The following is a 24,175-nucleotide window of genomic DNA, read 5'->3' as shown; positions in this document are numbered from 1 at the left end:
TACAATTTCAAGAAATCTAAAAATAATTGTCTTATTCAGACCCCTAAATGTCTGTTTAACCTAAAATAGCATTGAATGAGATTCCCTTTTCTTCGAATTTTGAGCTCCCATAAGATAAATCAGCTAAAATAAATGTATATACAAACATTTTATACTGATGAGCAATAAACTGAAAGAAAGGACTACTTCGTTTAAGGATTCCCTTCAAATTAAAGAACAAGGATTATATCCTTATTTCCGCGCGATTGAATCCGGACAGGATACTGAAGTAAAGATTAGAGGACAGAGGGTGTTGATGTTCGGCTCAAACTCTTACCTAGGACTAACGAATCATCCCAAAGTCATAGAAGCTTCGCAAAAAGCTGCCATTCAATACGGCACCGGCTGTGCAGGCTCAAGATTTCTTAACGGAACTTTAGATCTCCATGAGCAATTAGAAGCAAAATTAGCTGAACACACCGGCAAAGAAGATGCTTTATTATTCTCTACAGGATTTCAAGCTAATTTAGGAGCACTTTCCTGTATCACAGGAAGACATGATTACATCCTTTTGGACGAAAGAAACCACGCTTCCATTATTGATGGCAGTAGATTATCTTTCTCTAAAGTGATCAAATATGCCCACAATAATCCCAAGGACTTAGAAAAGAAACTCTCCCTTCTTCCTGAGGAAAGTCTAAAGCTGATAGCCACTGATGGTATCTTCAGTATGGAAGGTGATATCGTCCGTTTACCGGAGATGGTAGAGGTAGCAAAAGCTTATGATGCGGCTATAGTAGTGGATGATGCTCATAGTTTAGGGGTTATAGGTGAAAAAGGAGCAGGTACTGCCTCCTATTTCGGCCTCACAGATGAGGTTGATCTAATAGTAGGTACTTTCAGTAAGTCCTTAGCATCTTTAGGGGGATTCATAGCCGGAACAAAAGATAGCATTGAATACTTGAAACACAAAGCCAGATCTGTGATGTTCAGTGCCAGTATGCCTCCTTCTGCAGTGGCATCTACTTTAGCTGCACTTGAAATCATGAGAGAGGAGCCTGAACATATGCAAAGACTTTGGGACAATACCCATTATATGAAGTCATTGTTAGTAGAGAACGGCTTTGACCTGGGTAAAACAGAAAGTCCAATTCTTCCTGTATACATCAGAGATAGTGAGAAAACCTTCAGAATCACACAAATGCTCTTTGAAAACGGAGTATTTGTTAATCCTGTGGTTTCTCCTGCAGTGCCATCTGAAGAATCTCTAATACGTCTATCCCTTATGGCTACGCATACCTTCGATCAGATTGAAGAAGCCGTAGATAAAATGATCAAAGCCAGAACTGCATTGAGAATTGGAACATTGGATACAGCTACCATATAATGATAGAAGTAGTAGAAAATAAGAAACAGCTTAAGGAATTCATAGACTTTCCACATGAGCTGTATAAGAATGATCCCTGCTATGTCCCTGAATTATATATAGGACAAAAGGAACTATTATGGAAAGCGGATAACCACCCTTTCTTTGATCATTCAGACATGCGCTTGTTCCTGGCTAAACGAGACAATAAAGTCGTAGGTAGGATAGCTGCTATTCTAAATAACAACCACATTGAATATACGCGCCAACCGGAAGGTTTCTTTGGTTTCTTCGATTGTGAAAACCAACAAGTAACGGCGAATGCCCTGCTTAACGAGGCAGCAAAATGGCTTAAAGGATATCAATTAAAGAACATCATAGGCCCCGTAAATCAATCTACTAATAATACCTGTGGGCTCTTAGTGGAGGGATTCAATACCCCTCCAGTAGTCATGATGCCCTACAATGCTCCTTACTATTCCGAATTACTAGAAAACTGGGGACTTCAAAAGAAAACTGACCTTCTGGCCTACGAAGTAAGCAAGGACAGTACTCAAAGCAAGGCCTTGAACCTTTTAGATAGGTTAATTTCCCGTCTGGAAAGTAAAGGAATTGTTATCCGCAGCATTAATACCAAGGACTTCAAGAATGAAGTGGCCAAGATCCGTGAGGTGTACAATACTGCCTGGGATAAAAACCTAGGTTTTGTACCAATGACGGAAAATGAATTCAAAGTAACGGCGAAGGAGTTGAAGATGATTCTTGATCCCAGGTTCGGAATTGTAGCTGAGAAAGAAGGTAAGATCATCGGATTTGCTATTGGCATACCAGACATCAATGAAATCCAAATAGATATGCCCAAAGGCCGTCTTTTCCCTACCGGTATATTTAAACTTTTATTCCGCAAGAATAAAGTTAGCACCCTTAGGGTAATGATGCTAGGTGTACTAGAAGAATATAGAAAATTAGGCATTGAAGCCTGTTTATATGGCAAAATAATTCGAAATGCTGAGGGCACAAACATAACCAAAGCAGAATGCTCATGGATGTTAGAGCATAATTATCTGATGAATCATGCTATAGAACAGATCAATGGTCGCCTGTACAAAAGATACAGGATCTATGAAAAAGCAATATGAAAAAGAAAGTTCTGATTACCGGTGCCAGTGGATTTCTAGGTTTCCACCTGATACAAGAAGCCATGGAGAGAGGCTATGAGGTGTATGGAGCAGTACGTCAAAATAGTCACACGGAACATTTACCATGTAAGTTAATCTCTCTTCCTTACGAAGACGAGCAGGCGTTACAGAGTCTTCTTCAGGAAAAGCGATTCGACTATATCGTACATGCGGCTGCAATGACGCGTGCTAAAAGGCCGGAGGATTATTACAAAGTTAATGTTCAATACTCCTTAAGCCTGGCAAAGGCAGCTTCCCTTTGTTCTGCCACCAAAAGCTTCCTCTTCGTAGGTAGCCTTGCGGCAATAGGTCCGGTAGGATACTCTTCTGCTCCTATCACAGAAAACTTCCCCAAAAATCCGGTTACTGGATACGGACGAAGCAAGAGAGAAGCAGAAGAAGAGCTGATAAAGATTCCATCCCTTCCATTGAAGATTGTCAGACCTACAGCCATTTACGGCCCAAGGGAAAAGGATCTGGAAGTATTAGTAAATACCATTCTTTCCGGATGGGATGCTTACATAGGCCACAAGCCGCAAAAACTAAGTTTTATCCATGGCAGAGATGCTGCCAGAGCCATTTGGGACTTGTCCGAATTAGAAGGCAAAGGGCCTGTAGACTTTAACTTGACTGATGGCAACGTTTACACCAGATATGACTTTGCTGATGCCATCAAGAAGATAACAGGAAAAAAAGCCATCCGACTTCATCTTCCCACAGGCTTAGTAAAACTCACTGCGGGATTACTAGAATTTCTATATAAAAACTCTGAAAAATTACCAGTACTCTACAAAGAAAGACTTCATGAACTAACAGCTGAAAGTTGGGAAGTGGATATCAGTAGATTAAGAGAACACACTGCTTTTGAGCCCAAATATGATCTTATATCTGGCTTAGAAGACACCCTCAAATGGAAACAAAAAGGGCAATAGCTATGACTTATAAGAAAGGAATACTATTTATTCTTCTGTTCGGAAGAATAGCTACTGCATTAGCACAATCTACCATTGTAAGTGGTAAAGTAATAGATGCAGTGACAAAGGAGACTTTACCGTTTGTTACAGTAAGTATAGTAGGAGATAATAAAGCTGTGCCTACAGACGAGGACGGAAACTATTCTATAAGTGTGGATGAAAAGTTTAACCAACTTCAATTCAGATATGTAGGATATGCTACACAAATCAAGACTATCACCCACGGAAAATCCTTTAAATTAAATGTGGAACTGGATCTAGATGCTTCACTTCTAGGGGAAGTGGTAGTAAAACCTAAAGGTTATCGCTACAGAAATAGGGACAATCCTGCCGTTCAGCTCATCAGAAAGGTAATTGATCACAAAGACGAAAACCGCCTTTCCGGTCAAGAATATGCCCAATACGAGGAATATGAAAAAGTATCTCTCTCCCTCAGTAACCTTTCAGAAAAGTTTAGGAACAGAAGGATATTTAAAGATTATCAGTTCCTATTCGTAGAAGGTGAAGACCACAAATACCTCCTACCGGCTTACATGCGGGAGAAGATCACTCAGGTGTACTATAGAAAGTCGCCTCAAAAACTGCAGAGAAATGTCATCGCTGAAAAGCAGGTGGAGTTCGACAAGAAATTCATCAGCAATGAGAGTATCAGTGAATATACTTCTCACCTGTATGAAAATGTAGATATCTATTCCAATAATATCAATCTCCTGACGAACATGTTCCTGAGTCCCATTGCCGGCTCAGCACCTACATTCTATAAGTTCTTCATCACGGATACCTTAAAAAATGTTGAACCCCAACTGATAGAACTAAGTTTTGTACCAAGGAACAAGACAGATCTTTTATTCAGGGGAAAGTTGTACATCACTCTTGATGGAAAATATGCAGTCAAGTCAGCTAATTTGACCTTAGACAAGAACATTAATATCAACTTTATCCGGAGTATGCAAACTACTTTAGACTTTGCTCAAGACGGAAATGGAAGATATTATCTTGAGAATTCTGAGATCACCATGGAATTCGCCCTTACTGATAATGGTAGTGGTTTCCAAGGTAAAAGAAGTGTCTCCTACAAAGATTATATAGCGGGAGTTCCTATACCTGACGCCGCTTTTCATGCTAAAGTACAACCGTTAAATGACTTGAATTGGGAAGAGCTACGTCATAGACCCCTGGCAAAACAGGAAGCTAACATATATAGGAACGTTGACACCTTACAAACCATCACCTCTTTCAGAAGGGCGATGGACATTGGCACCATGCTGATAGCAGGTTATAAAGTAGCCGGCCCCTTAGAAGTAGGTCCTATCAATACCTTCTATAGCTTCAACCCTGTGGAAGGATTTCGGCTTAGGTTTGGAGGTAGAACTACCCCTGAAATGAGTAAACGTTTCTATGCAGAAACTTATGCTGCCTATGGTTTCAAAGACGAAAAATGGAAGTACTACTTAAGTGGAACTTATGCCCTCAACAATAAATCCATTTATAATTTTCCATTGCATTACATCAAGGCGAGTTACCAGAAAGACACTAAAATACCCGGAGAATCTCTGCAATTTGTACAGGAAGACAATTTCCTGCTTTCCTTCAAAAGGGGAGATAATTATAGATGGCTTTACAATGACACCTATACATTGGAATACATGCACGAATGGCAAAACCATTTCTCTTATCAATTGAAATTGTCCAAATGGAGACAGTTACCTGCCGGAATTTTGACCTACCAACATAGAAATCAGGAAGGCGTCCTGGTAGATCATCCTGAGCTTAATACCACTGAACTAAGTTTGGCTCTGAGATATGCGCCTAATGAAAAATTCATGCAGGGCAAACTCTATAGGTCTCCTCTATACAACAAATATCCTGTCTTTAACCTGACCTATATGGCAGGCATGAAGGGCTTCTTAGACGGTGAATACAATTACCATAATGTCAGTGCCAATATATTTAAACGGTTCTACCTATCCCAATTGGGCTATGCAGATATTACCGCAGAAGGGACTTATATCTTTGGGAATGGCATACCTTTTCCTTTACTAAACGTTCACCGTGCGAATCAAACCTACGCCTACCAGTTGAATGCCTATAACCTGATGAACTTCATGGAATTTGTAAGTGATCACTCTGCAGGCATGAATGTACAATACTACATGAACGGATTTATTTTCAATAAAATCCCATTATTCAAGAAGTTGAAATGGAGAGAAGTCTTTAGCTTTAAAGGACTATGGGGTGGGTTGAGAGATGAAAATAATCCTCAAAAGAATGCAAATGTTCTGATATTCCAGGAACAAGACGGAGTTCCTATTACGTATACCTTAAATAATGGTCCCTACATGGAGGCTTCAGCGGGTATTGCGAACATCTTTAAGTTATTTCGGGTGGATATTATTCGAAGATTGAATTACCTGGATCATCCGGATGCTCCGAAGTGGGGTGTACGTGCTAGGTTTAAATTAGATTTCTAATGCGGGTAGCTTTCATTGCCGAAATATTAATCAAGGAATTTGATGGAGCTTCCCGCACCATGTTCCAACTCATAGAGCGTATTCCATCTGAAGGGATGGATTTCCGCTTTTTCTGTGGTATGGCTCAAGAGAATTTGGAGGCTGTCACCCTACCCACCTTGAAGGTACCAGGAAACGAAACCTATAGATTTGTAGTACCTTGGGGAGGAAAACTTGAAAAGGAGTTAGATGGTTTCCAACCGGACGTTATACATATTGCTACCCCTTCTCTGCTTGGAAACGCTGCTCTCAAATATGCCAGAAAGAAGGGAATACCGGTGATCAGCATTTACCATACCCATTTCATCAGCTATATGGATTACTATCTTAAAAAAGCAAAGATCTTTATTCCTTTAGGGAAATGGTATATCAGAAGGTCCTACCAAAACTTCTACAATCACTGTGATTTGATTTATGTTCCATCCATCTCGATGATAGAGGAACTTAGTCATCTGGGTATTCAGAAATCCAGAATGAAATTATGGCAAAGAGGTATTGATCTATCCCTTTTCAGTCCCGAGAAAAGAAATCCCTCTCTCCTGCCGCAAAATTCGAAGAAAACCATTCTGTTTTCCAGCAGGTTAGTATGGGAAAAGAATCTGAAGACCTTGATAGACCTATATGTACTTCTTGAAAAAGAAGGGATGCCATATCATCTTTTGATAGCAGGATCAGGAGTGGCAGAAGAAGAGACGAAGAAAGCTATGCCTCAGGCTACATTCCTAGGGCATATATCTCATGATCTACTATCCAAATACTACGCTTCCTCAGATGTGTTTATTTTCCCATCCGTCACGGAGACCTTCGGTAACGTAGTATTAGAAGCCATGGCCTCCGGACTGCCTTCTGTTGTAGCCCGTGGTGGTGGATCTAAAGACTTCATCATTCCGGGGGAAAATGGTTATCTAGTGGAGCCAAATGACGCTAAGGAATACTTATTCTTTATAAAAGAAATACTCTCTGACGAGGAACTCCACAAAAAACTCAGTCTAAAGGCAGTTCAAATGGCGAAATCTTACGACTGGGAAGCGCTAGCTGCTACTTATTTCGAGGACCTTAAATCGCTAAAGCCATGAAAATACTTCGCTGGGGGCTGATCATTTCTGTGATTATTAGCTTGGGACTGTTTCTCAAAGCAACGGATTTTCAAGAGGTTTTTGAGATACTTAAGAAAATAGGTGCCAAAGCCTTCATTATACTATTAAGCACCTGTGCAGCATATCTTTTAGGAACCTGGGGATGGAAGTACTGCCTGGGAGAGAACGCTAATACCCTTTCCTTTGGGAGGTTATTTGTCCTCAGACATGTGGGAGAAACCCTGGCTTTATTTAATCCTACCAGCATACTTGCAGGGGACTGGCTAAAGAGCCACGGTTTACAAAAGGCAGGGATAAACCCGGAGGTGGCGAATAATTCTGTCATTCTCTCTAGGATACTGATGATCTTAACCCAGATGTTCTTATTGATATGCGCTTTAAGTTGGATGTATTTAGGAGGTAATCTTGAGGAGAAATGGAGATTAGGAGTAGGCATACTGCTTGGAATCCTTTTGATAACCCTTACGGTATTACTCATTCTTCTGTTCAAAGATGTGGATGAATCTTCATCGTATAAATGGTGGACCACCTTAAAATCCTACAAAAATGCCTTGAGAAATTATGTACTCCAATACCCCAAATATTCCATACTTGCGGCATTGTTTCTGATGTTGCATTGGATAGCAGGCTCTCTGGAAATGTACTTCATCCTCAGCTTTTTGGGCTATGATCTAAGCGTATTTCACGGGCTCTTGATGGACATGGGGGTGATCCTCATTAAATCTATAGGTGCCTTTATCCCCGGTCAATTGGGCCTTGAAGAAATAGCAAACAAAACAGTCATTCTGCTTATAGGGATAAGTTCTGCCAGTTTGTGGGTCTCGGTATCCATATTAAAAAGAAGTAGACAAATGTTCTGGTCAGCTATAGGAGGAATTTTATATCTGCTATACAGGAAAGAAATCTAACAATGGAAATACTTTTTGTAAGTCATAAATATCCGCCTAGTACCGGTGGAATGGAGAAGCAAAGCTTTGAACTCATTAATGGAATGAAACGCTATGCCAAGGTACACATGCTTGTGTATGAAGGCCAAGAGTCCCTTCTCAGCTTCTTCATCCATTTACAAAAAAGGATAACACAAATCATCAAAGAAAATCCTGGAATTCAAATGGTCCATTTTAACGATGGACTGATAGGCACTTTCTGTAGTTTCCATAAATCCTATGCTCATATAGCTCGTTCCGTAACCCTACATGGATTAGATGTAACCTTCCCCAGCTCTTTTTACAGGATTAGATTACTTACACGAATGAACCGCTATGACAAGATCATTGCGGTAAGTGATGCCACAGCAAAAGAAGCCATTAAATCAGGTTTGGATCCTGAAAAAGTAGTGGTTGTAGCTAATGGTGTAGATACAAAGGAAAATGCTTATTCTGCAGAGGAACTCCCCATTATAGACCCCAGACCCTTCCTTCTTATGCTAGGAAGACCGGTGGAAAGAAAAGGTTTCTCTTGGTTCATAAATCACGTACTTCCTTTGGTTAGAAAAAAATACCAACTCATAATCGTCGGGCCATATAAAGAAGTACCAAACCTTTTGGAAAGGATATTGCACATTTTGCCCAAAAAACTGAGAACTAGAATTATGCTCTTTCTAGGTTTCCCTTCTGATTCAGTAAACCTAAGAAAGCTTCTACCAGGTAATCCTGATGTGAAACATTTGGGTCATTTGCCCTATACTACCATTGTACAACTTTTTAGAAGATCAGCGGCTTTCATAATGCCAAACATACATCAGGAGGGTGACATGGAAGGGTTTGGCTTAGTATGTTTAGAAGCGTCAGTGAACGGTGCCCTAGTTCTGGCCTCTCAAGTCGATGGAATTCCTTCCGCCATTCATTCCTACAAAAATGGGATATTATTACCTGCTGATGATCCCAATGCCTGGGCTAAAACCCTAATGGATCTGGAAAAGTATCAGAATAAGAAAGAAGCATTTACTCTATATACTAAAGAAAATTTTTCATGGGACCGCATGGTAAAAGCTTACCTGAAGGTCTTTCAAAATGACCATGTGCTATAAGAAATTATTACTGCTAATACTTTTACCACAGTTCATATTTGCTCAACTAAGCATAGAAGTTGAAACGGAAAATGGTGGGATGCTAACGCAAAAAAGTGTCAAAAGTACTACCTATGAAGATGCGTACTACAATGGCATAAATGCCCGTGTGGGATGGAAATCATCCGGAAAAAAGGATCATTACCATCAAATTTACAACTATCCCGTATACGGTATAGGTTTTTACTCAAGTACCTTCAATTCTGACATCATAGGAAATCCTTTCGCCTTATATGGTTTTGTAGACACTCCCATTTCTCCAAAATCTAATTCCAAATGGGGCTTTGATTATAGAATAGGGCTTGGTCTGTCCGGGAATTTCAACCCATATGATGAGGATAAAAACCCTTTGAATCTAGTTATAGGCTCAAAAACGAACGTTTTCATAGACTTCGGCTTAAGAACTACATATAGATGGCATGAGAAATGGAAGGTGGGAGCGGGATTTTCTTTTCATCACTTTTCTAACGGATCCTTGTCTTTGCCCAACAAGGGTATTAATCTGGTGCCCTTTGCTGTAACTGTGATTTACGAACCGAAAAAAATCGAACCTTATGTAAGGCCAACAATTCCGGATTATCCTAAAAACTTGATCTTCGACTTTTCATACGGAAGTGGAGTAAAACAACTTCAAAAAACCTCCAAAGAGAGGTTTTGGAAAAGTACGGTTTCTCTGTACGCCAGCAAATACGTTTCACATAAATGGCGACTGGGAGGAGGATATGACTTTTTCTATTCTCAGTCGGGGAAAGAAGAGAGAATTGCCGGACAAAAAGCTGGTAGCTTAGGTGCCGTGCTAACCGGTGGACCTTCCTTATACATTGTACATCATCTAACTTCAGATCTAACCCTGAATGGAAACGTGGGATACTATTTACACAAACAGTCTTTCAATGGAGAACTTAAGAGGATCTTTTTAAGAGCTGGTGCCAGATACTACTTCTCTCATCCCTTTAATGCCGGCGTTTCCATCAAGGCACATGCAGGAAAGGCAGATTATATAGAATGGACCATTGGGTATACATTAAAAGGGCCCCAATGATGAGGCCCAGATAATCATAGCGCTTTATTAGTTGCTATTTCCGCATTTGACAAGGGGAAGATATAATTCTCATCATGAGGATCTACCCTTCCGGCCGTTAAAGAAGCCGAACCCTTCTGAGGAATTGGCAAAAGATTTCTCAATAGATCATTGGATCTAAAACCTTCGCCTAGAAGTTCAATCCTTCTCTCTTTCCAAATGCTTTCTAATAATCCTTGGCCTGTAGTGCTTTGAAAAGAATAATTAGGATCTGAGCGGTGATGCACTGCCTCTACCAAGGTCTTAGATAAACTCCATTCACCTTTCCTCACCAAGGCCTCCGCATAGTTCAAAAGTACTTCTGAATACCGAATGACTGGAATATAGTTCAAGAAGGGAGCTGTAGAGCCAAATTTAGCCAAGAAGGCTCTTCCATTATTGATTCTTAACCATTGCCTCCTAGCATCCCTTTCCCCCCATTGAGGATCACCAAAAATACCTGTAGGATTGAGGTGATATTCTGAATTCGTATTATAAATGTACGCTATTGCGCTCTGCCCCCCGAGATTATCCAAAGAGGAGAACGGCATGGAGAAAATGGACTCCGTAGTAGTAAAATTATTCTGAAAAATCTGTACCACGTCTTGTAGCTCATGATTTACACCGCTTGTAGCTTTGAATGGCGACTGGATTTGCGGTACAATCTTTCTAGCTTCTTCCACTACCTTATCCCATTTCCCTAAGGTTAAATACACTCTTGTTTTAAGGGCGATAGCTGTATTCCTATGAGCTCTGGTAGTATTTAAGAGTGCGGTACTATAATTAGCCGGTAAAGATGCCTCTGCATCATCCAAATCTTTGATGATTTGCTGATAAACTTCTGCTACAGAACTACGCGCCAGATCATTGTTCGCGGGAGTAGTTTCTGCTAATAGTCGCAAAGGAAGACCCGGATTTTGTCCTTCCTTATCAGCATAAGGCCGCGCATATACAGTAACTAAACTATAGTAGGTTAAAGCCCTCAGAAACTTAGCCTCTCCTATGTATGCTGCAGCCTGAGATTCACTAATCACTCCCTTACTTCGACCCAAACCATCTATCAAAATATTGGCTTGGTTTATGGTTGTATAGCCTGCCGACCACAGATTGATAATATCATTTGAACCAGAGGAATAGGAGTTATTCCAACTTTCATATCCGGTAAATGTATTCCCCGTGATATTGATAAAATCCTCCCCTCTCACGTCATTATAAAGAAGGTATCTGCCACCGTAAAGACTTGAATTTTTAATGGCTTTGTAGATCCCGTTGACCAGAGCCTCTATTCTTTCTGGAGTATTAAACACATCAGCAGAACTAAGCTGAGTAGGAGGAACGGTATGGAGAAGCTTATCTTGATCACAAGCTGTAAATCCTAAAAGTGATATAGCAATGAATATCTTTTTCATGTGTCTATTAATTATAATCCTAGATTAATTCCAAAAGTGTACGTTCTAGCTTGGCCAATAGCATTCAATTCTACCCCGGGAGAAGTATTTGAGTTGCTATTTGAAGATGATTCCGGATCTAAGCCGCTGTATTTGGTCCATAAGAAAGCATTGGATACTTGAGCATAAACCCTAATACTATTCGCCCCTAACCTATTCACTAGCGTAAATGGCACCCTATATCCTAAAGAAATGTTTTGTAAGCGTACAAAATCTCCTTTCTCTACATTGGTTGACACTGGTCCATTGTTTCCATTTGATAATTGATCATTATAAACTAGCCTAGGAATATCTGTGATATCTCCCGGTTTTTGCCAACGTTTCAAAATCTCGGTGCTATTATTAAAATATCTCTGATCCAAAAGGGTAGCTCGTGTACCGTTCATGATGTAATTCCCTCCAGCAAATGTGAAATTCAAACCGGCATCCCAGGAGCTATAAGAGAAACTATGATTAAATCCACCGTAGAAGATAGGCAATGCATTCCCCAAAATTTGATAATCTGCGGCAGTGATAGCTGGTGCCTCACGTCCATCCAAATAAGACCATCTATAATCTCCAGGTCCTGCTACATGAGTAAATTGTACCTTCTCACCATTCTTATTGATGAAAATTTGTCTACCGTTCTCCGGATTAACACCATCCACCACAGCACCATATAAACTACCTACTGAAAATCCCACTCGCGTTATATTAAAAGCATTAGCCGCTACATGCGTGGTGCCAATGATATCAGCGTTTCCTTCTGCTAGCGCAGTTACCCGGTTCTTTACGATGGTAAAGTTTAGATTGGCATTCCATGAAAACTTGCCTTTTTTCACCACATCTCCACTAAGGCTAATTTCTAAACCCCTATTATACAAAGAGCCTACATTTGCTAAAATGGCATCACCCGGTATCCCTTTAGAAGGTGCTTGGGGAGAACTGAGAATGAGACCATTCACATCATTATTGAACCAGGTTACTTCTCCTTGTATACGGTTCTTAAGTAAGCCAAACTCCAGACCTACGTTTGTCTGATCACTGGTTTCCCAACCTAAATCCGGATTTCCGGCTTGAGCCAAACCCCATGTAGGCACTGTGCCGTATAAAGATGCTCCATACAGTTCTAAGGAACCATAGGCATTATTTATATTACCATTCCCTACTCTACCCCAACTAGCCTTTACTTTGGCGGAACTAAGTATATCACCTTTAGGGAAGAAAGCTTCTTCAGAAATCAACCATCCCAGGGAAGCTCCTCCAAAATCCCCAAATTTGTAATTCGCACCTAGAGGTGAACTTCCGTCTCTCCGATAATTGAGTGTAAGGAAGTATTTATCCAAATAATCATAGGTGATCCTACCAAAATAGGAGATATAAGCTTTTTCTTCCAAAGAATTACCGGTCGGTGTGATATTTCCCCAAGTGCCTTGGTAGTTTTCGAAATACGTATCAGCCGCCTGAGTAACAGAGGCACCCCATGACGAGTTTTCAAATTTCTGTACATCATATCCGGCCAATAAACCTAAGTGACTTGTAGACCTTCGTAGGTCATACTGCAAAGTGGTGGTCCAGTTCCAGTTGTTCCTCAAAGCCGCTATTTGATAAGCATTACCTCCGGTTGTCGTTGAGGAACTTCCTACTTTGGAGCTGTTAAAGCCTATATTTTCAACCTTTAAGCGGTCAATGGAATAGGTAGTATTCAAATCTAATCCTTTTGCTAGGTTCAATGTTGCCCCAAGGTTACCTAGAATCCTGTCGTTCTCCGAAGTATATTTTGACAAAGCAAAAAGAGCCACAGGATTATAATAGGCACTAACTATCTTATTCTTTCCATTTCCTATCTGGCCTGTAGAGGTGACGTTCCAAGACCCGTCAGGAAGGTATGGATCCACGTTTGGCGGAAGGATAAATGACATCCTCGCTGCTCCTATGATCAACTGAGCATTATTAGGCAAAGAACCGGAGTTAGGAGACTGGTTAAAAGTATTGTTAAAACTAAAGTTACCTCTAAGTTTTAGTCTTTCGCTTACTCTATGGTCTATATTAAATCTTACCCCTGCTCTGCGGAAATCATTGTCTTGTAAGAAGCCTTTTTGGTCGGAATAATTGGCGGAGAAGAAATAGGAAGTTGCAGCAGTTCCTCCGGAGATATTTAGTCCATGATGGTGGGACACACCGGTTCTATAAATGTAGTCATACCATCGCGTATCTACAGGTGTGCCATCAGGGTGCTGATCAGCGAAGAACTGTTCGTAATTTTCAACGGATTGTCCTGCTAAAATCCTAGAATTCAAAACTGCTTCATTTTTGATGGCCACAAACTGTTCCGCATTGAGAAGTTTTGGCAGTCGAACAGCTTCAGAAGCTCCTACCCAACCTTCATAACTAACTTTGGCCTTTCCTTCTTTTCCTCTTTTAGTGGTGATCAAAAGAACCCCTGCTGCGGCTCTAGAACCGTAGATGGCCGTAGATGCTGCATCTTTAAGGATATCTATAGATTCAATATCCGCAGGGTTAATGTCACCTAAAGGGTTATTCGGCACGTTTGAATCCCCGGAAACATTACCTGTATTTACAGGTATACCGTCTACTACGATGAGTGGATAAGAGCTTAAGGAAATGGAATTGACCCCACGGATTCTTATCACAGGAGGGTTGTTAAGTACTCCGTTAGGTTGTGCAATACTTACACCGGCTGCTCGCCCTTGTAAGGCTTGATCAAAAGACTGAACAGGTTGTTCTTTAATGGCATCTCCTTTGATCTGTACGGCAGACCCTGTGAATTCATTCTTGTTTCTAGTGCCGTAACCTACTACCAAGAGTTCCGTCAACTGCTGGTTATCTTCCTCTAATTCCACTACAAGCTGGGTATTAAAACCAGGTAGGACTTCTACTTCTTTGGATTTATACCCCACGCTGGTAAAAACGAGTACCACCTTAGCATCTGGAATCTGCAAACTGAACCTACCATCGGCATCTGAAATGGCAGCAGCGAGTTGACCCTTAATGGCTATAGACACTCCGGGCAGAGGACCGTTTGCATCCTTCACTAGACCTTCTAAATTCCTGTTTGCCCATGCACTGCCAAATATCAGCAATAATGGCAAGGCCAGGAGGCAATGACGATAAAAATAGACGTGCTTCATATTTAATATATTTATTCTATAGGTTAACTATAGTTTCAAATGTAGACGTGTACTTTTATCAGCGCAAATGGAAAATGAAAATTCATTTGAAAAAGAAAATAAATCCCCGAAATAATCCCAAAAGTCCAGTTAAACGCCACAAAAACTGGAATTACAAGCTTAGATGTAGGTTTCTCACGCCTTAACCGCATGCTTTCACTTATTGAGTGCGAATAGCCCCAACCTAAGGCTGTGCGGACAGCCCCTAAAAAAATCTTTTTATTCTACTAGCACATGTATACCGGCCATCTTTGCCTTATAAGCAATCTTCTCCTTAAGTCCATAATAACTCCAATTCCTCAAAAGCATAGGATCTTCCTTTGCTAATTCTTCCTTATAGGATTGGTTGACCAAAAGAATGGTTCCGGCACCAGCCTTAACACAATAGTCTATTAACCTCCTGCTGTAGAGATGTAGTTTCTCTTCAATGTAATTCTTCTCCTTTTCTTTATAGTGCTTTAAACACTTATACCTCTCTTCTTTCCCTTTCCCTCCTGATCTGTAGGCGCAAGCTTGCTGAAGTCTTCTCCGGGCAGCTTGGATAGATAACCTTCTATAAAGGAATTCCTCTTTGGATCCAATTTGAAATTCATCTTTACCAATTTTAATGACCAAAGGATATTCTAATGAAAGGGCAACTTCCGCTATCAGGGTTTTATCCAAACTATGTTTAGCCTTCTCCACTTCCACACTGGCAAGGAGATAGATCTTATTGTTCTTAATCTGCAATGCACTCTGGCGTAAAGCAATCTCACCTTTGACTATCTTCTTCAAAAGAGACTTTAATTCTGATCTATCTCTACCTAAATAGGTCTTGAAGGGGATTCGAAAGAGATATAGTAGGAAATTCTTTCCGTCTCCTGCCTCCTCCCATCTCATCTCTCTACTGGAAAATGGAATGGGTATATCCCTCCTATAGTTAGGCAATGACTTCTCTCCTCTCCAATACAGGTCTCTATTCGCTTGATAAGTCCTGTATACCGCTTGATTTAGATTACTCATGGTATTGGAAGGAAGAACCTTCAGAAAATGTGCACTTAACTGCCTATAAGTAGAGTTCATCCTTGAAGTATTCAGCACCCCTCCTTCTTTCTTTTTATGATCCGCCAAAGATATCTTAGCGTCTTCCGCCAGGTATACCATCTCTTTCCACCTGTCTTGTATAAATAAATGGGTATGAATCAAGTTCGCAGCTTTACATGTATGCCTTTGGAACTCATATAGACGGTCATAATAGGATTTCAAAATTTCTCTATCCTTACAAGGAATAACTAACTGTATTTTTCGAGTAAGAATGATTTTTTCCATGTTTAAAAACAGTAAAAGCTTGTATAAAGATTTCCCTTACCCGCGAAACAGGCATTTGTAAGGCTTGACCAATATCATCAAAGGAAGCACCTAATTCATATCTCAGCTTTAAGACCTCCGCTTGCTCAGGCGTTAAGCGCTCATCTACCCTTATCGTTTCCATCTTCGAAGCACTACTTAACTTGCTACTATCAGCTACTAAGGTCTTCAGCTGAACTATACATTTGTTCACCTTATTAGCAACTTCATAATCCCGAATCCCCCCTAAGTAGAAGGCTATACGCTCATAATTGAAATTAAAACGAAGACAAAGACGAATGAACAACTCCTGCTCTCTCCCTAAATGCGGCAACAAACGATGGATAGAATCTAGCTTCTCTTGATCTGATGCATCCGGTTGAAGTTCTTCTGTAACCTCCTCTTCCACCGCCCTATGACCTATTAGGATATCAGGGTCATCATAATCAAAATAATAAAGCATACTTTTCCTAAACTCATTACTTCGTTTCCTATGGAAGGCTTTCGCGGCCTCTTGCACTTGGCGCTTAAGAAACTCATGCATACTCTCTACTGAATCCACCTGTGCCCGATTAAGCCAAAGACGTAAAAACGCTTCCTGTACAGCACACTGCGCATCTAAATCATCCCTCATATACCTAAATGCACGAAAGGTATACCAGGGGAAAAATCTACGATAGAAATAGGACAGTCCGGCTTCATTACCGTTTTTCAGTTTGATGAGGTTGATGTTTTCAATGTTCATGGGTCTTAAGAAATGTTTTGCTCATTAATGTTAGCATCTAAAATTTCCAACAATTCGTAAACACGCTTTACGTCTTCAATACTTTCTTTTGGTATTCCTTTAAGCTGCAACAACTTAAGCAAATTCAGAAGGGCTATCTTGTAATATTCAGGTTGAGGAAGAACTAGTCTCATAAAAACTATGTTATCTTTTTTCGCTATAAACATAACGTTTTTCAATACACCAAGCAAAAATTTATATCGTTTTCTAATATATTTATATTGCAATACATAAGAGTATGACCAAGAAAAAGACACCTTTCGGAAAATACCTGGAATCCAAATCTATAAATCAAGCTGCTTTAGCTAGAACCACAGGAATTAGACCTAACCGCATAAGCGAATTCGCTACACAAGATTGTTTGAAAATGAGAGCTGATGAGATATACCTACTTGCAAAAGCTTTAGGTGAACGTCCGGGCACATTGCTGGACTACCTGCTTGCAGAAATCAAAAGCTGATAACCATTGCAAATGAAATAGGAAGAAAAATTCTACGCTAGAAAATAAGAGAATAAAAAAGTCAAAAAATGGGATAAAATAGATGTCGAAATCCTTCTATATTTTCTCAAAAATTTTAAGTAAGTTTGAATAGTAAATGTATGCTCATGGAACCAAAAATACACGAAGGAAAAAATGTTAAAAGATTTCGGGAAATGCTAGGCATTAAACAAGAAGCCTTAGCACAAGAACTGGGCGAAGACTGGACCCAGAAAAAGGTTTCATTGATGGAACAAAAAGCCGTACTTGAACCCGAAGTGCTCTACAAGGTTTCAAAAGCCCTAAATATACCAGATATGGCCATCAAGAATTTTGATGAAGAAAAAGCGATCACCATAATCGCAAATACCGTAAATAATAATGACCACGCCACTGGCAACTCATTATTCAATTATCAACCCATCTTTAATCCTATCGATAAGATAGTTCAGCTTCACGAAGAAAAAATTCAACTCTACGAGAGAATGTTGCGTGAAAAAGAAGATATGATCAATAAACTGGAGAAATTACTTCCCCAAAATTAATACCAGGGAGTTTCTAACTCCCTCTTAACACCACCCGTTAAAGCTCCCAAACCTCAACCGGCGACCGTCACTTACATTCCTAAAATTCCCAGTAATAGGAGAAGCAACACCACAATAATTCCAACCTTTTCTTTCATAACCTTATGCATTTGTTTTCTAGCTTTATAGGATAACACGAAATAATTCCGATTTGAAAATAAAACAATAATTCAAAACCTAAAACATTACCATTCGTATTTTTATTTAACGGTACCGCTTGCATCCCCAAAAAACATCCTTAAAAAATATATATACTAATTAGTAAAATACAATTATTTACTTTTTTTATACTATCATTTGTCGGTTCAACCCGCTTTTTATAGTCTTTTTTAACTATAAACTACCAACAAGTTTCACATCCTTATAAAAAACTTTCATTTGCTTACACACAGCTTAACACCTTTTTTTTATACTTTCGCTTCGAAACATTTTTTAACATCATGCGAAAAACTTTAACCCTAATCCTGCTGAGTTCCGCTCTCACTTGGGCACAAAAACCTAACTACGAACAGGCTGCAAAATTCTCCCCTACCAAACTTAGGACCCTCATCTTCTCCACTGAAGTAAGGCCTTCCTGGATCAATCATTCAGATAAATTTTGGTACGAATACCAAACCTCCTCAGGTAAGAAATGGTACCTCGTAGATCCTAATGCCAAAACCAAACAGCCCCTGTTCGACAATAGCGACTTGGCCCGTCAGATCACCCGCATAGTAAAGAACCCCTTTGACGCCCAACACCTACCTATTGAAAACCTAGAATTTACAGAAGACGAAAGAAGCATTCGATTCGAAGTAAAAAGCACAAAAGACACTATAAAATCAAAAGAAGAACTAGCTAAACTCAAGAACAAAGCTGATTCTCTCAAAAAGAAAACATTCTACCTAGAATATGACTTGCTCACTAAACAGGTAAAAGAGATCAATGAATCTCTTAAGGTTAAACCCAGACCTACCTGGGCCTCTTATTCTCCAGACACCATGAAAATCTTCTTCGCGAAGAATTACAACCTATACTGGATGGATAGAGCTAACTTCGAAAAGGCCATCAAAGATGAAAACGACTCCACTATAGTAGAACACCAGATCACTAAAGATGGAGTTCAATATTATGCCTGGGGTGGAGACCAATACAGCACCACCACCGGCGGAGATGAAAAGGAAGAATCCAAAAGGAAAAACGTATGGATAAGTTGGTCGCCCGACGCAAAATACTTCGTCCTTACCCGCAAAGACAATCGTCACCTTAATCCCATGTGGGTTATCAATAACGTAGGAGGAAAACGCCCTACTTTAGAAACTTACAAGTATCAAATGCCCGGAGAAACGGACTCCACAGAGGTAGAACTTCACTTGTTTAATGCAGAGACCCTTACTTCAAAAAAGATCCACGTCAATGCTTTTAAAAACCAAACGGTAAGCATCTATACCAAAAACAGAGACAAAAGCAGCTACAAAGGCAAACTGTATATCAATTATTGGTTGGGCGACGAAAAAGAATTCTATATCAGCAGATCCAGTAGAGACCTGAAGAGAATTGATATCGTAGCCGTTGGAGTAGATGGCTCAGTGAGAAACGTGGTTAGTGAAAGGTCAAATGTCTATCTAGACATCAAGAAACCTTATTTTGTCAATAATAATACACAGTTTATACACTGGTCGCAAAGAGACGGATGGGGCCATTTCTACCTATACCAAAAGGACGGCACCTTAATACGTCAATTGACACAAGGAGATTATAACACAGAAGACGTAACAGGATATGATCCTAAAACCCAAACCTACACCTTTACGGCTAACGGAAAAGAGACAGGTGAAGACCCTTATTACCTACACCACTATGCACAGTCGCTTCTAGGAGGAGAACCTAAATTATTGAACAAAGGCAACTTTGATCACCAAATCATGACTAGTGAAAGCGGCAAGTACTTTGTAAATAACTCCTCTAGAGTAAACACCATACCGATCTCAGATCTATATGATAACAAAGGAAATCTTATACTGAAATTAGAGGAAGCAGACCTAAGCCTTCTATTTGCCGCAGGCTACAAGTTCCCTGAACCTTTCAAAGTAAAAGCCGGAGATGGAATCACTGACCTATACGGAGTGATGTACAAGCCATTCGACTTTGACTCTACCAAAACCTATCCTATCATAGAATATGTATATCCAGGTCCACAAACGGAAGCCGTTAACAAATCTTTTGGTAGAAGCATGGATCGTGTAGATCGTTTGGCACAAATGGGCTTCATAGTGATTACGGTAGGCAACAGAGGAGGGCACCCTGCCCGCTCCAAATGGTACCATACGTATGGATATGGCAACCTTAGGGATTATGGTTTAGAAGACAAAAAGGTTACCGTAGAACAATTAGCAGCAAGACATAAATACATAGATATCAACAAAGTAGGAATTACCGGACATTCCGGAGGTGGATTCATGAGTACTGCTGCTATGCTAGTTTATCCTGACTTCTTTAAAGTAGCCGTTTCAGCTGCCGGTAACCATGAAAACAATATTTACAACAGATGGTGGAGTGAACGTCATCACGGCGTAACGGAAAAAGTAAGTGCCAAAGGAGATACTACCTTCTCTTACGCTATTGAGAAGAATACAGAACTAGCTAAGAATCTAAAAGGCAAATTACTTCTAGCCACAGGAGACATTGACAATAATGTCCATCCCGCTAACACCATTCGCATGGCTGACGCACTGATTAAAGCCAATAAGAGATTTGATATTGTCTTATTACCGGGGCAGCGTCATGCCTTCGGCAACATGACTGAATACTTCTTCTGGAAGATGGCGGATTACTTCTCTGAACACCTTTTAGGAATATCTAAGAGGGATGAAGTAGATATAGTAGAGATCAATAAAGAAATCCCATTAAAACGCTAAAACAAAGGAGCCGTCTAAAAAGGTAGATGGGTGGTCTGAGAATTGAATATTTAGACACCCTGCCTGTAGGGGGGTACGAATAAAAATAGCAAAAAACATGAGAGGCTGACCATTTTGGACAGCCTCTTCTTTTATCTTCCTAAAACATCTAAAGCTTTATTCAGTCGCTTCAACGTTTCTTCTTTACCTATAATCTCCATAATCAGCATCAAATCAGGCCCTTTACCTTGACCTGTAACCGCCAAACGTAAAGCTTGCATCACTTTACCCGGTTTAATAGATGCGGCTTCTAAACCTGAGAATAAAGCATCATGCAAATCCTGAGACTGGAAGTTTGAAACGCCTTCCAAAGTGGAAATGATCACCGGCATGGCTTGCTTAGCTAAATCATCCCATTTCTTTGCAGCTACCTCTTCCTCATAAGTGTCCGGAGATGCAAATAGGAAAGTTACACCTTGAGTCATTTCCTTAACGAAGTCCACTCGGTCCTTCATCAAGGCCACAATCTTTTCTGCCCATTCAGGTTGAGGCAAACTAGCCTTCAACTCATCCGCTAAAACGGCATTATCTTTCTTTCTTAGATATTGCTGATTGAACCATTTGGCTTTCTGCACGTCAAAGCGAGCTCCGGCTTTTTGGATATTATGAATATCGAAGAGAGAGATCAATTCTTCTTTAGAAAGAATCTCCTGATCATTACCCGGATTCCACCCCAATAGTGCCAGGAAGTTCATCACCGCCTCCGGATAATATCCATCTTCACGAAAACCTCTGGAAATCTCAGCGGTGTTTGGATCCTTCCACTCCAAAGGGAATACAGGGAAATCACCCAACAAGCCATCTCTCTTACTTAACTTTCCATTTCCTTCCGGTTTCAAAAGTAAAGGCAAATGCGCAAACTCAGGTGCTTGCCATCCAAAAGCCTTATACAATAAAATGTGCAAAGGGGCTGAAGGCAACCATTCCTCTCCACGTATAACATGGGTAATTCCCATCATGTGGTCATCCACAATATTCGCCAAGTGATAAGTAGGCATCCCATCACTTTTCATTAAGACCTTGTCATCTATGGTAGAAGAATGTACGGAAACCCATCCGCGAACCAGATCTTTAAACCTTACCTCATCCTTCAATGGAACCTTCAAACGGATCACATAAGGCTGACCGGAAGAAATTCTCTCTTCAACTTCTTCAGCAGGCAAGGTGATAGAATTCTTCATCTTCATACGGGTGAAGGCATTGTAAGAGATATTATCCACTTTAGCAGCCTCTAACTCCTTACGCATCTGATCTAACTCCTCGGGGGTATCAAAAGCGTAGTAGGCTTTACCCTCATCCAGTAATTGTTGTGCATATTTTGCATAGATGTCCTTTCGCTCTGACTGTACGTACGGACCAGCATCTCCTCCTACGCCTACACCTTCGTCTATCTCTATCCCAAGCCATTGTAATGCCTCCTGAATATAATCTGTAGCACCGGGAACGAAACGAGTTTGATCCGTGTCCTCTATACGAAGCAACATTTTCCCACCCATCTTACGGGCGAAGAGGTAATTATATAATGCGGTGCGTACCCCGCCAATATGCAAAGGCCCTGTGGGGCTCGGTGCAAATCTCACTCTAACACTCATCTTGCAATTTTAAAAGAAAGTGCAAAATTAAGCTTTATTTACGAAGATTGTTCCAAAAACCTAAGCTTTCCTGATTCTTAGAAACAAGGAACTGCCAAAAGGAGAAGCCTTTAATATTTTCCTTTCCCAGGTACAAAGCGTATAAAAGAACTGATTCAGCCAAGGCGAAGGCAATGAAACATCAGATTTAACCTCCTTTACCAAATTTAATTTCAATTGAATTCTTTGTATAGTTCTGGCTATCAATATAAAGGGAGACAAAAACAGAGACCAATACGTAGCCTTTTCCAACTTTAAATCCGGATATTTTTCAAGTAATTTTTCAAAGTCTTTCAGCACAAATCTCCGCTTACTTCCTACGGCTAAATCATGAATCCCACGAAATACCGGGAAAGCCTGGTTATTCGTAATCAATATCCCACCCGGCTTAAGCGCAGCATACAGTCGGTAAAAGGCTTGCTCTAGTCCTTCATCGTCCATTTGATACAAAACATCATTACTGATAACTACATCAAACTGCCCTAAGGAAAAACGAGTTATGTCTCCCTGCTGAACATTCAGGCCTCGATCTCCGCTAAAGGCTACAGCATGTTCATTAAAATCAAAACCCTGAATATCCTGCACGCCTTCCTTGAGAAGTCGGGACATCAATCCGCCCGTTCCGCACCCGGCATCTAAGATCTTTAATTGAGTGAAATGAGGAAGGGCTTTCAACTCCTCTACTACTCTATCATGCAAAATCCTATACCACCAGAGGCTGTCTTCTACCTCATACATGGCTTGGTACTCCTGGTAATTTATAAACAAGGTTATATTGTCGTTTCGTTTGAAATCACTTGAATTTCCGGCTTGTGATAAACCGTAGAGCCGGCAGGCACACTTTTAGTCAACCACACATTACCTCCAATGATACTTCCTGCACCGATGACCGTATTTCCGCCAAGTATCGTAGCACCGGCATAGATGATCACATCATCCTCCACCGTAGGATGACGTTTCGTATTTTCCAGAGATTTCTCCACGAATAACGCTCCCAGAGTCACCCCTTGGTAAATCTTTACATTTTTACCTATAAATGTGGTTTCACCGATCACCACACCCGTACCGTGATCAATGTAGAAATGCTCACCAATCTTCGCCCCAGGATGGATATCTATACCTGTCCTAGAATGCGCGTACTCCGTTAAAATCCTTGGAATAAATCCTATCTCCAATTGATGTAGAGCATGAGCAACTCTATAGAAAAAGATGGCGAAAAAGCCTGGATAAACTCGTATCACTTCATACATAGACTTAGCCGCAGGATCACCTTTTAAAATGGCGTCTAAATCCGTACTTAAGATCCTATACAATTCCGGAATTCCATCTACAAATGCTCTGGATTTCTCTTCAGAACCACAATTCCTACATTCTGCCGTAGCATTCAATATGGCCTTTAAATCATTCCCTATATTCCAAAATTCTCCTTCCACCTCATCTGCACTGCGGAAGAAGTCCTTACTCCTTTCCGGGAAAAGCAGATCAAAAACGCGTAATGCCCAGGCTGTAATATCTTTAGAAGGCGGAATATCCGGAACATTCTGATGCTTGTTGTAGAGGAATTCAATAAATTTCTTATCCATGGT

The 24,175-nt window shown here is 40.4% G+C and carries 19 protein-coding genes; 11 read left to right on the top strand and 8 right to left on the bottom strand.

What is annotated here, in order from left to right:
* Nucleotides 1-157: 157 nt before the first annotated feature.
* The 8 genes from spt to LBYS_RS02435 are packed head-to-tail and all read left to right on the top strand — an operon-like array spanning nt 158 to nt 10,214.
* Nucleotides 158-1,366: a serine palmitoyltransferase gene (gene spt / locus LBYS_RS02470; RefSeq protein ID WP_013407323.1), complete on the top strand. Its 1,209-nt coding sequence runs from the start codon at nt 158-160 to the stop codon at nt 1,364-1,366.
* On the top strand, nt 1,366-2,484 hold the full coding sequence (locus tag LBYS_RS02465) for a GNAT family N-acetyltransferase (RefSeq protein ID WP_013407322.1): 1,119 nt from the start codon (nt 1,366-1,368) through the stop codon (nt 2,482-2,484). Before spt ends, LBYS_RS02465 begins: the two co-directional genes overlap by 1 nt.
* Nucleotides 2,481-3,455 (top strand): NAD-dependent epimerase/dehydratase family protein, encoded by a 975-nt coding sequence (locus LBYS_RS02460; protein ID WP_013407321.1) that lies wholly within the window; start codon nt 2,481-2,483, stop codon nt 3,453-3,455. Before LBYS_RS02465 ends, LBYS_RS02460 begins: the two co-directional genes overlap by 4 nt.
* A 2-nt stretch (nt 3,456-3,457) precedes the next feature.
* Nucleotides 3,458-5,968 (top strand): DUF5686 and carboxypeptidase-like regulatory domain-containing protein, encoded by a 2,511-nt coding sequence (locus tag LBYS_RS02455; protein WP_013407320.1) that lies wholly within the window; start codon nt 3,458-3,460, stop codon nt 5,966-5,968.
* Complete coding sequence (locus LBYS_RS02450) at nt 5,968-7,083, top strand: glycosyltransferase family 4 protein (protein WP_013407319.1); 1,116 nt, start codon at nt 5,968-5,970, stop codon at nt 7,081-7,083. The genes LBYS_RS02455 and LBYS_RS02450 overlap by 1 nt, the downstream gene beginning before the upstream one ends.
* Nucleotides 7,080-8,012, top strand: coding sequence for a lysylphosphatidylglycerol synthase domain-containing protein (locus tag LBYS_RS02445; protein ID WP_013407318.1), 933 nt, complete (start codon nt 7,080-7,082; stop codon nt 8,010-8,012). Before LBYS_RS02450 ends, LBYS_RS02445 begins: the two co-directional genes overlap by 4 nt.
* 2 nt (nt 8,013-8,014) lie before the next feature.
* A complete protein-coding gene (locus LBYS_RS02440; protein ID WP_013407317.1) occupies nt 8,015-9,133 on the top strand; it encodes a glycosyltransferase family 4 protein in 1,119 nt (372 codons plus the stop codon).
* Nucleotides 9,117-10,214, top strand: a complete 1,098-nt coding sequence (locus LBYS_RS02435; protein ID WP_148225748.1) for an acyloxyacyl hydrolase — start codon at nt 9,117-9,119, stop codon at nt 10,212-10,214. The genes LBYS_RS02440 and LBYS_RS02435 overlap by 17 nt, the downstream gene beginning before the upstream one ends.
* Before the next feature lie 14 nt (nt 10,215-10,228).
* Here the strand turns inward: LBYS_RS02435 and LBYS_RS02430 are convergent, their stop codons facing one another.
* From LBYS_RS02430 to LBYS_RS19220, 5 genes are all read right to left on the bottom strand, one after another.
* Nucleotides 10,229-11,641: a RagB/SusD family nutrient uptake outer membrane protein gene (locus LBYS_RS02430; RefSeq protein ID WP_013407315.1), complete on the bottom strand. Its 1,413-nt coding sequence runs from the start codon at nt 11,639-11,641 to the stop codon at nt 10,229-10,231.
* Nucleotides 11,642-11,652: 11 nt separating this feature from the next.
* Complete coding sequence (locus tag LBYS_RS02425) at nt 11,653-14,811, bottom strand: SusC/RagA family TonB-linked outer membrane protein (RefSeq protein WP_013407314.1); 3,159 nt, start codon at nt 14,809-14,811, stop codon at nt 11,653-11,655.
* A gap of 258 nt (nt 14,812-15,069) precedes the next feature.
* Nucleotides 15,070-16,158 (bottom strand): hypothetical protein, encoded by a 1,089-nt coding sequence (locus LBYS_RS02420; RefSeq protein WP_013407313.1) that lies wholly within the window; start codon nt 16,156-16,158, stop codon nt 15,070-15,072.
* The gene (locus tag LBYS_RS02415) at nt 16,109-16,921 is read right to left on the bottom strand and encodes a sigma factor-like helix-turn-helix DNA-binding protein (protein WP_013407312.1); all 813 of its coding nucleotides are present in this window, start codon (nt 16,919-16,921) and stop codon (nt 16,109-16,111) included. Before LBYS_RS02415 ends, LBYS_RS02420 begins: the two co-directional genes overlap by 50 nt.
* Before the next feature lie 5 nt (nt 16,922-16,926).
* Entirely contained in the window at nt 16,927-17,094 is a 168-nt protein-coding gene (locus LBYS_RS19220; RefSeq protein ID WP_187287915.1) for a hypothetical protein, read from the bottom strand.
* Between the two features lie 104 nt (nt 17,095-17,198).
* Here LBYS_RS19220 and LBYS_RS02405 point away from each other — a divergent pair, with 104 nt between their 5' ends.
* From LBYS_RS02405 to LBYS_RS02395, 3 genes are all read left to right on the top strand, one after another.
* A complete protein-coding gene (locus LBYS_RS02405) occupies nt 17,199-17,420 on the top strand; it encodes a helix-turn-helix domain-containing protein (RefSeq protein WP_013407310.1) in 222 nt (73 codons plus the stop codon).
* Between the two features lie 146 nt (nt 17,421-17,566).
* Nucleotides 17,567-17,983, top strand: a complete 417-nt coding sequence (locus LBYS_RS02400; protein ID WP_013407309.1) for a helix-turn-helix transcriptional regulator — start codon at nt 17,567-17,569, stop codon at nt 17,981-17,983.
* 479 nt (nt 17,984-18,462) lie between these two features.
* Nucleotides 18,463-20,919: a S9 family peptidase gene (locus LBYS_RS02395; protein ID WP_013407308.1), complete on the top strand. Its 2,457-nt coding sequence runs from the start codon at nt 18,463-18,465 to the stop codon at nt 20,917-20,919.
* A 131-nt stretch (nt 20,920-21,050) separates the two neighbouring features.
* Here LBYS_RS02395 and gltX read toward each other — a convergent pair whose 3' ends face one another.
* Genes gltX through epsC form a run of 3 tightly spaced genes read right to left on the bottom strand, consistent with a single transcriptional unit; the run spans nt 21,051 to nt 24,172 of the window.
* A complete protein-coding gene (gene gltX, locus LBYS_RS02390; RefSeq protein ID WP_013407307.1) occupies nt 21,051-22,550 on the bottom strand; it encodes a glutamate--tRNA ligase in 1,500 nt (499 codons plus the stop codon).
* Nucleotides 22,551-22,610: 60 nt separating this feature from the next.
* A complete protein-coding gene (locus LBYS_RS02385; protein ID WP_013407306.1) occupies nt 22,611-23,357 on the bottom strand; it encodes a class I SAM-dependent methyltransferase in 747 nt (248 codons plus the stop codon).
* Between the two features lie 2 nt (nt 23,358-23,359).
* The gene (gene epsC, locus LBYS_RS02380; protein ID WP_013407305.1) at nt 23,360-24,172 is read right to left on the bottom strand and encodes a serine O-acetyltransferase EpsC; all 813 of its coding nucleotides are present in this window, start codon (nt 24,170-24,172) and stop codon (nt 23,360-23,362) included.
* Between the last annotated feature and the right edge of the window lie 3 nt (nt 24,173-24,175).

It is taken from the genome of Leadbetterella byssophila DSM 17132 (assembly GCF_000166395.1).
Classification (GTDB): domain Bacteria; phylum Bacteroidota; class Bacteroidia; order Cytophagales; family Spirosomataceae; genus Leadbetterella; species Leadbetterella byssophila.
The sequence above is the reverse complement of the archived record's forward strand: the minus strand, read 5'-3'. Positions and strand labels throughout refer to the sequence as shown.

Bases quoted from the DNA above. Each gene is read 5' to 3' on its own strand.
- LBYS_RS02450 (WP_013407319.1), top strand. From the start codon at position 5,968: ATGCGGGTAGCTTTCATTGCCGAAATATTAATCAAGGAATTTGATGGA.
- LBYS_RS02465 (WP_013407322.1), top strand. From the start codon at position 1,366: ATGATAGAAGTAGTAGAAAATAAGAAACAGCTTAAGGAATTCATAGAC.
- LBYS_RS02425 (WP_013407314.1), bottom strand. From the start codon at position 14,811: ATGAAGCACGTCTATTTTTATCGTCATTGCCTCCTGGCCTTGCCATTA.
- LBYS_RS02455 (WP_013407320.1), top strand. From the start codon at position 3,458: ATGACTTATAAGAAAGGAATACTATTTATTCTTCTGTTCGGAAGAATA.
- LBYS_RS02420 (WP_013407313.1), bottom strand. From the start codon at position 16,158: ATGGAAAAAATCATTCTTACTCGAAAAATACAGTTAGTTATTCCTTGT.
- spt (WP_013407323.1), top strand. From the start codon at position 158: ATGAGCAATAAACTGAAAGAAAGGACTACTTCGTTTAAGGATTCCCTT.
- LBYS_RS02435 (WP_148225748.1), top strand. From the start codon at position 9,117: ATGACCATGTGCTATAAGAAATTATTACTGCTAATACTTTTACCACAG.
- LBYS_RS02400 (WP_013407309.1), top strand. From the start codon at position 17,567: ATGGAACCAAAAATACACGAAGGAAAAAATGTTAAAAGATTTCGGGAA.
- LBYS_RS02445 (WP_013407318.1), top strand. From the start codon at position 7,080: ATGAAAATACTTCGCTGGGGGCTGATCATTTCTGTGATTATTAGCTTG.
- LBYS_RS19220 (WP_187287915.1), bottom strand. From the start codon at position 17,094: ATGAGACTAGTTCTTCCTCAACCTGAATATTACAAGATAGCCCTTCTG.
- LBYS_RS02440 (WP_013407317.1), top strand. From the start codon at position 8,015: ATGGAAATACTTTTTGTAAGTCATAAATATCCGCCTAGTACCGGTGGA.
- LBYS_RS02415 (WP_013407312.1), bottom strand. From the start codon at position 16,921: ATGAACATTGAAAACATCAACCTCATCAAACTGAAAAACGGTAATGAA.
- LBYS_RS02460 (WP_013407321.1), top strand. From the start codon at position 2,481: ATGAAAAAGAAAGTTCTGATTACCGGTGCCAGTGGATTTCTAGGTTTC.
- LBYS_RS02395 (WP_013407308.1), top strand. From the start codon at position 18,463: ATGCGAAAAACTTTAACCCTAATCCTGCTGAGTTCCGCTCTCACTTGG.
- epsC (WP_013407305.1), bottom strand. From the start codon at position 24,172: ATGGATAAGAAATTTATTGAATTCCTCTACAACAAGCATCAGAATGTT.
- LBYS_RS02430 (WP_013407315.1), bottom strand. From the start codon at position 11,641: ATGAAAAAGATATTCATTGCTATATCACTTTTAGGATTTACAGCTTGT.
- LBYS_RS02405 (WP_013407310.1), top strand. From the start codon at position 17,199: ATGACCAAGAAAAAGACACCTTTCGGAAAATACCTGGAATCCAAATCT.
- gltX (WP_013407307.1), bottom strand. From the start codon at position 22,550: ATGAGTGTTAGAGTGAGATTTGCACCGAGCCCCACAGGGCCTTTGCAT.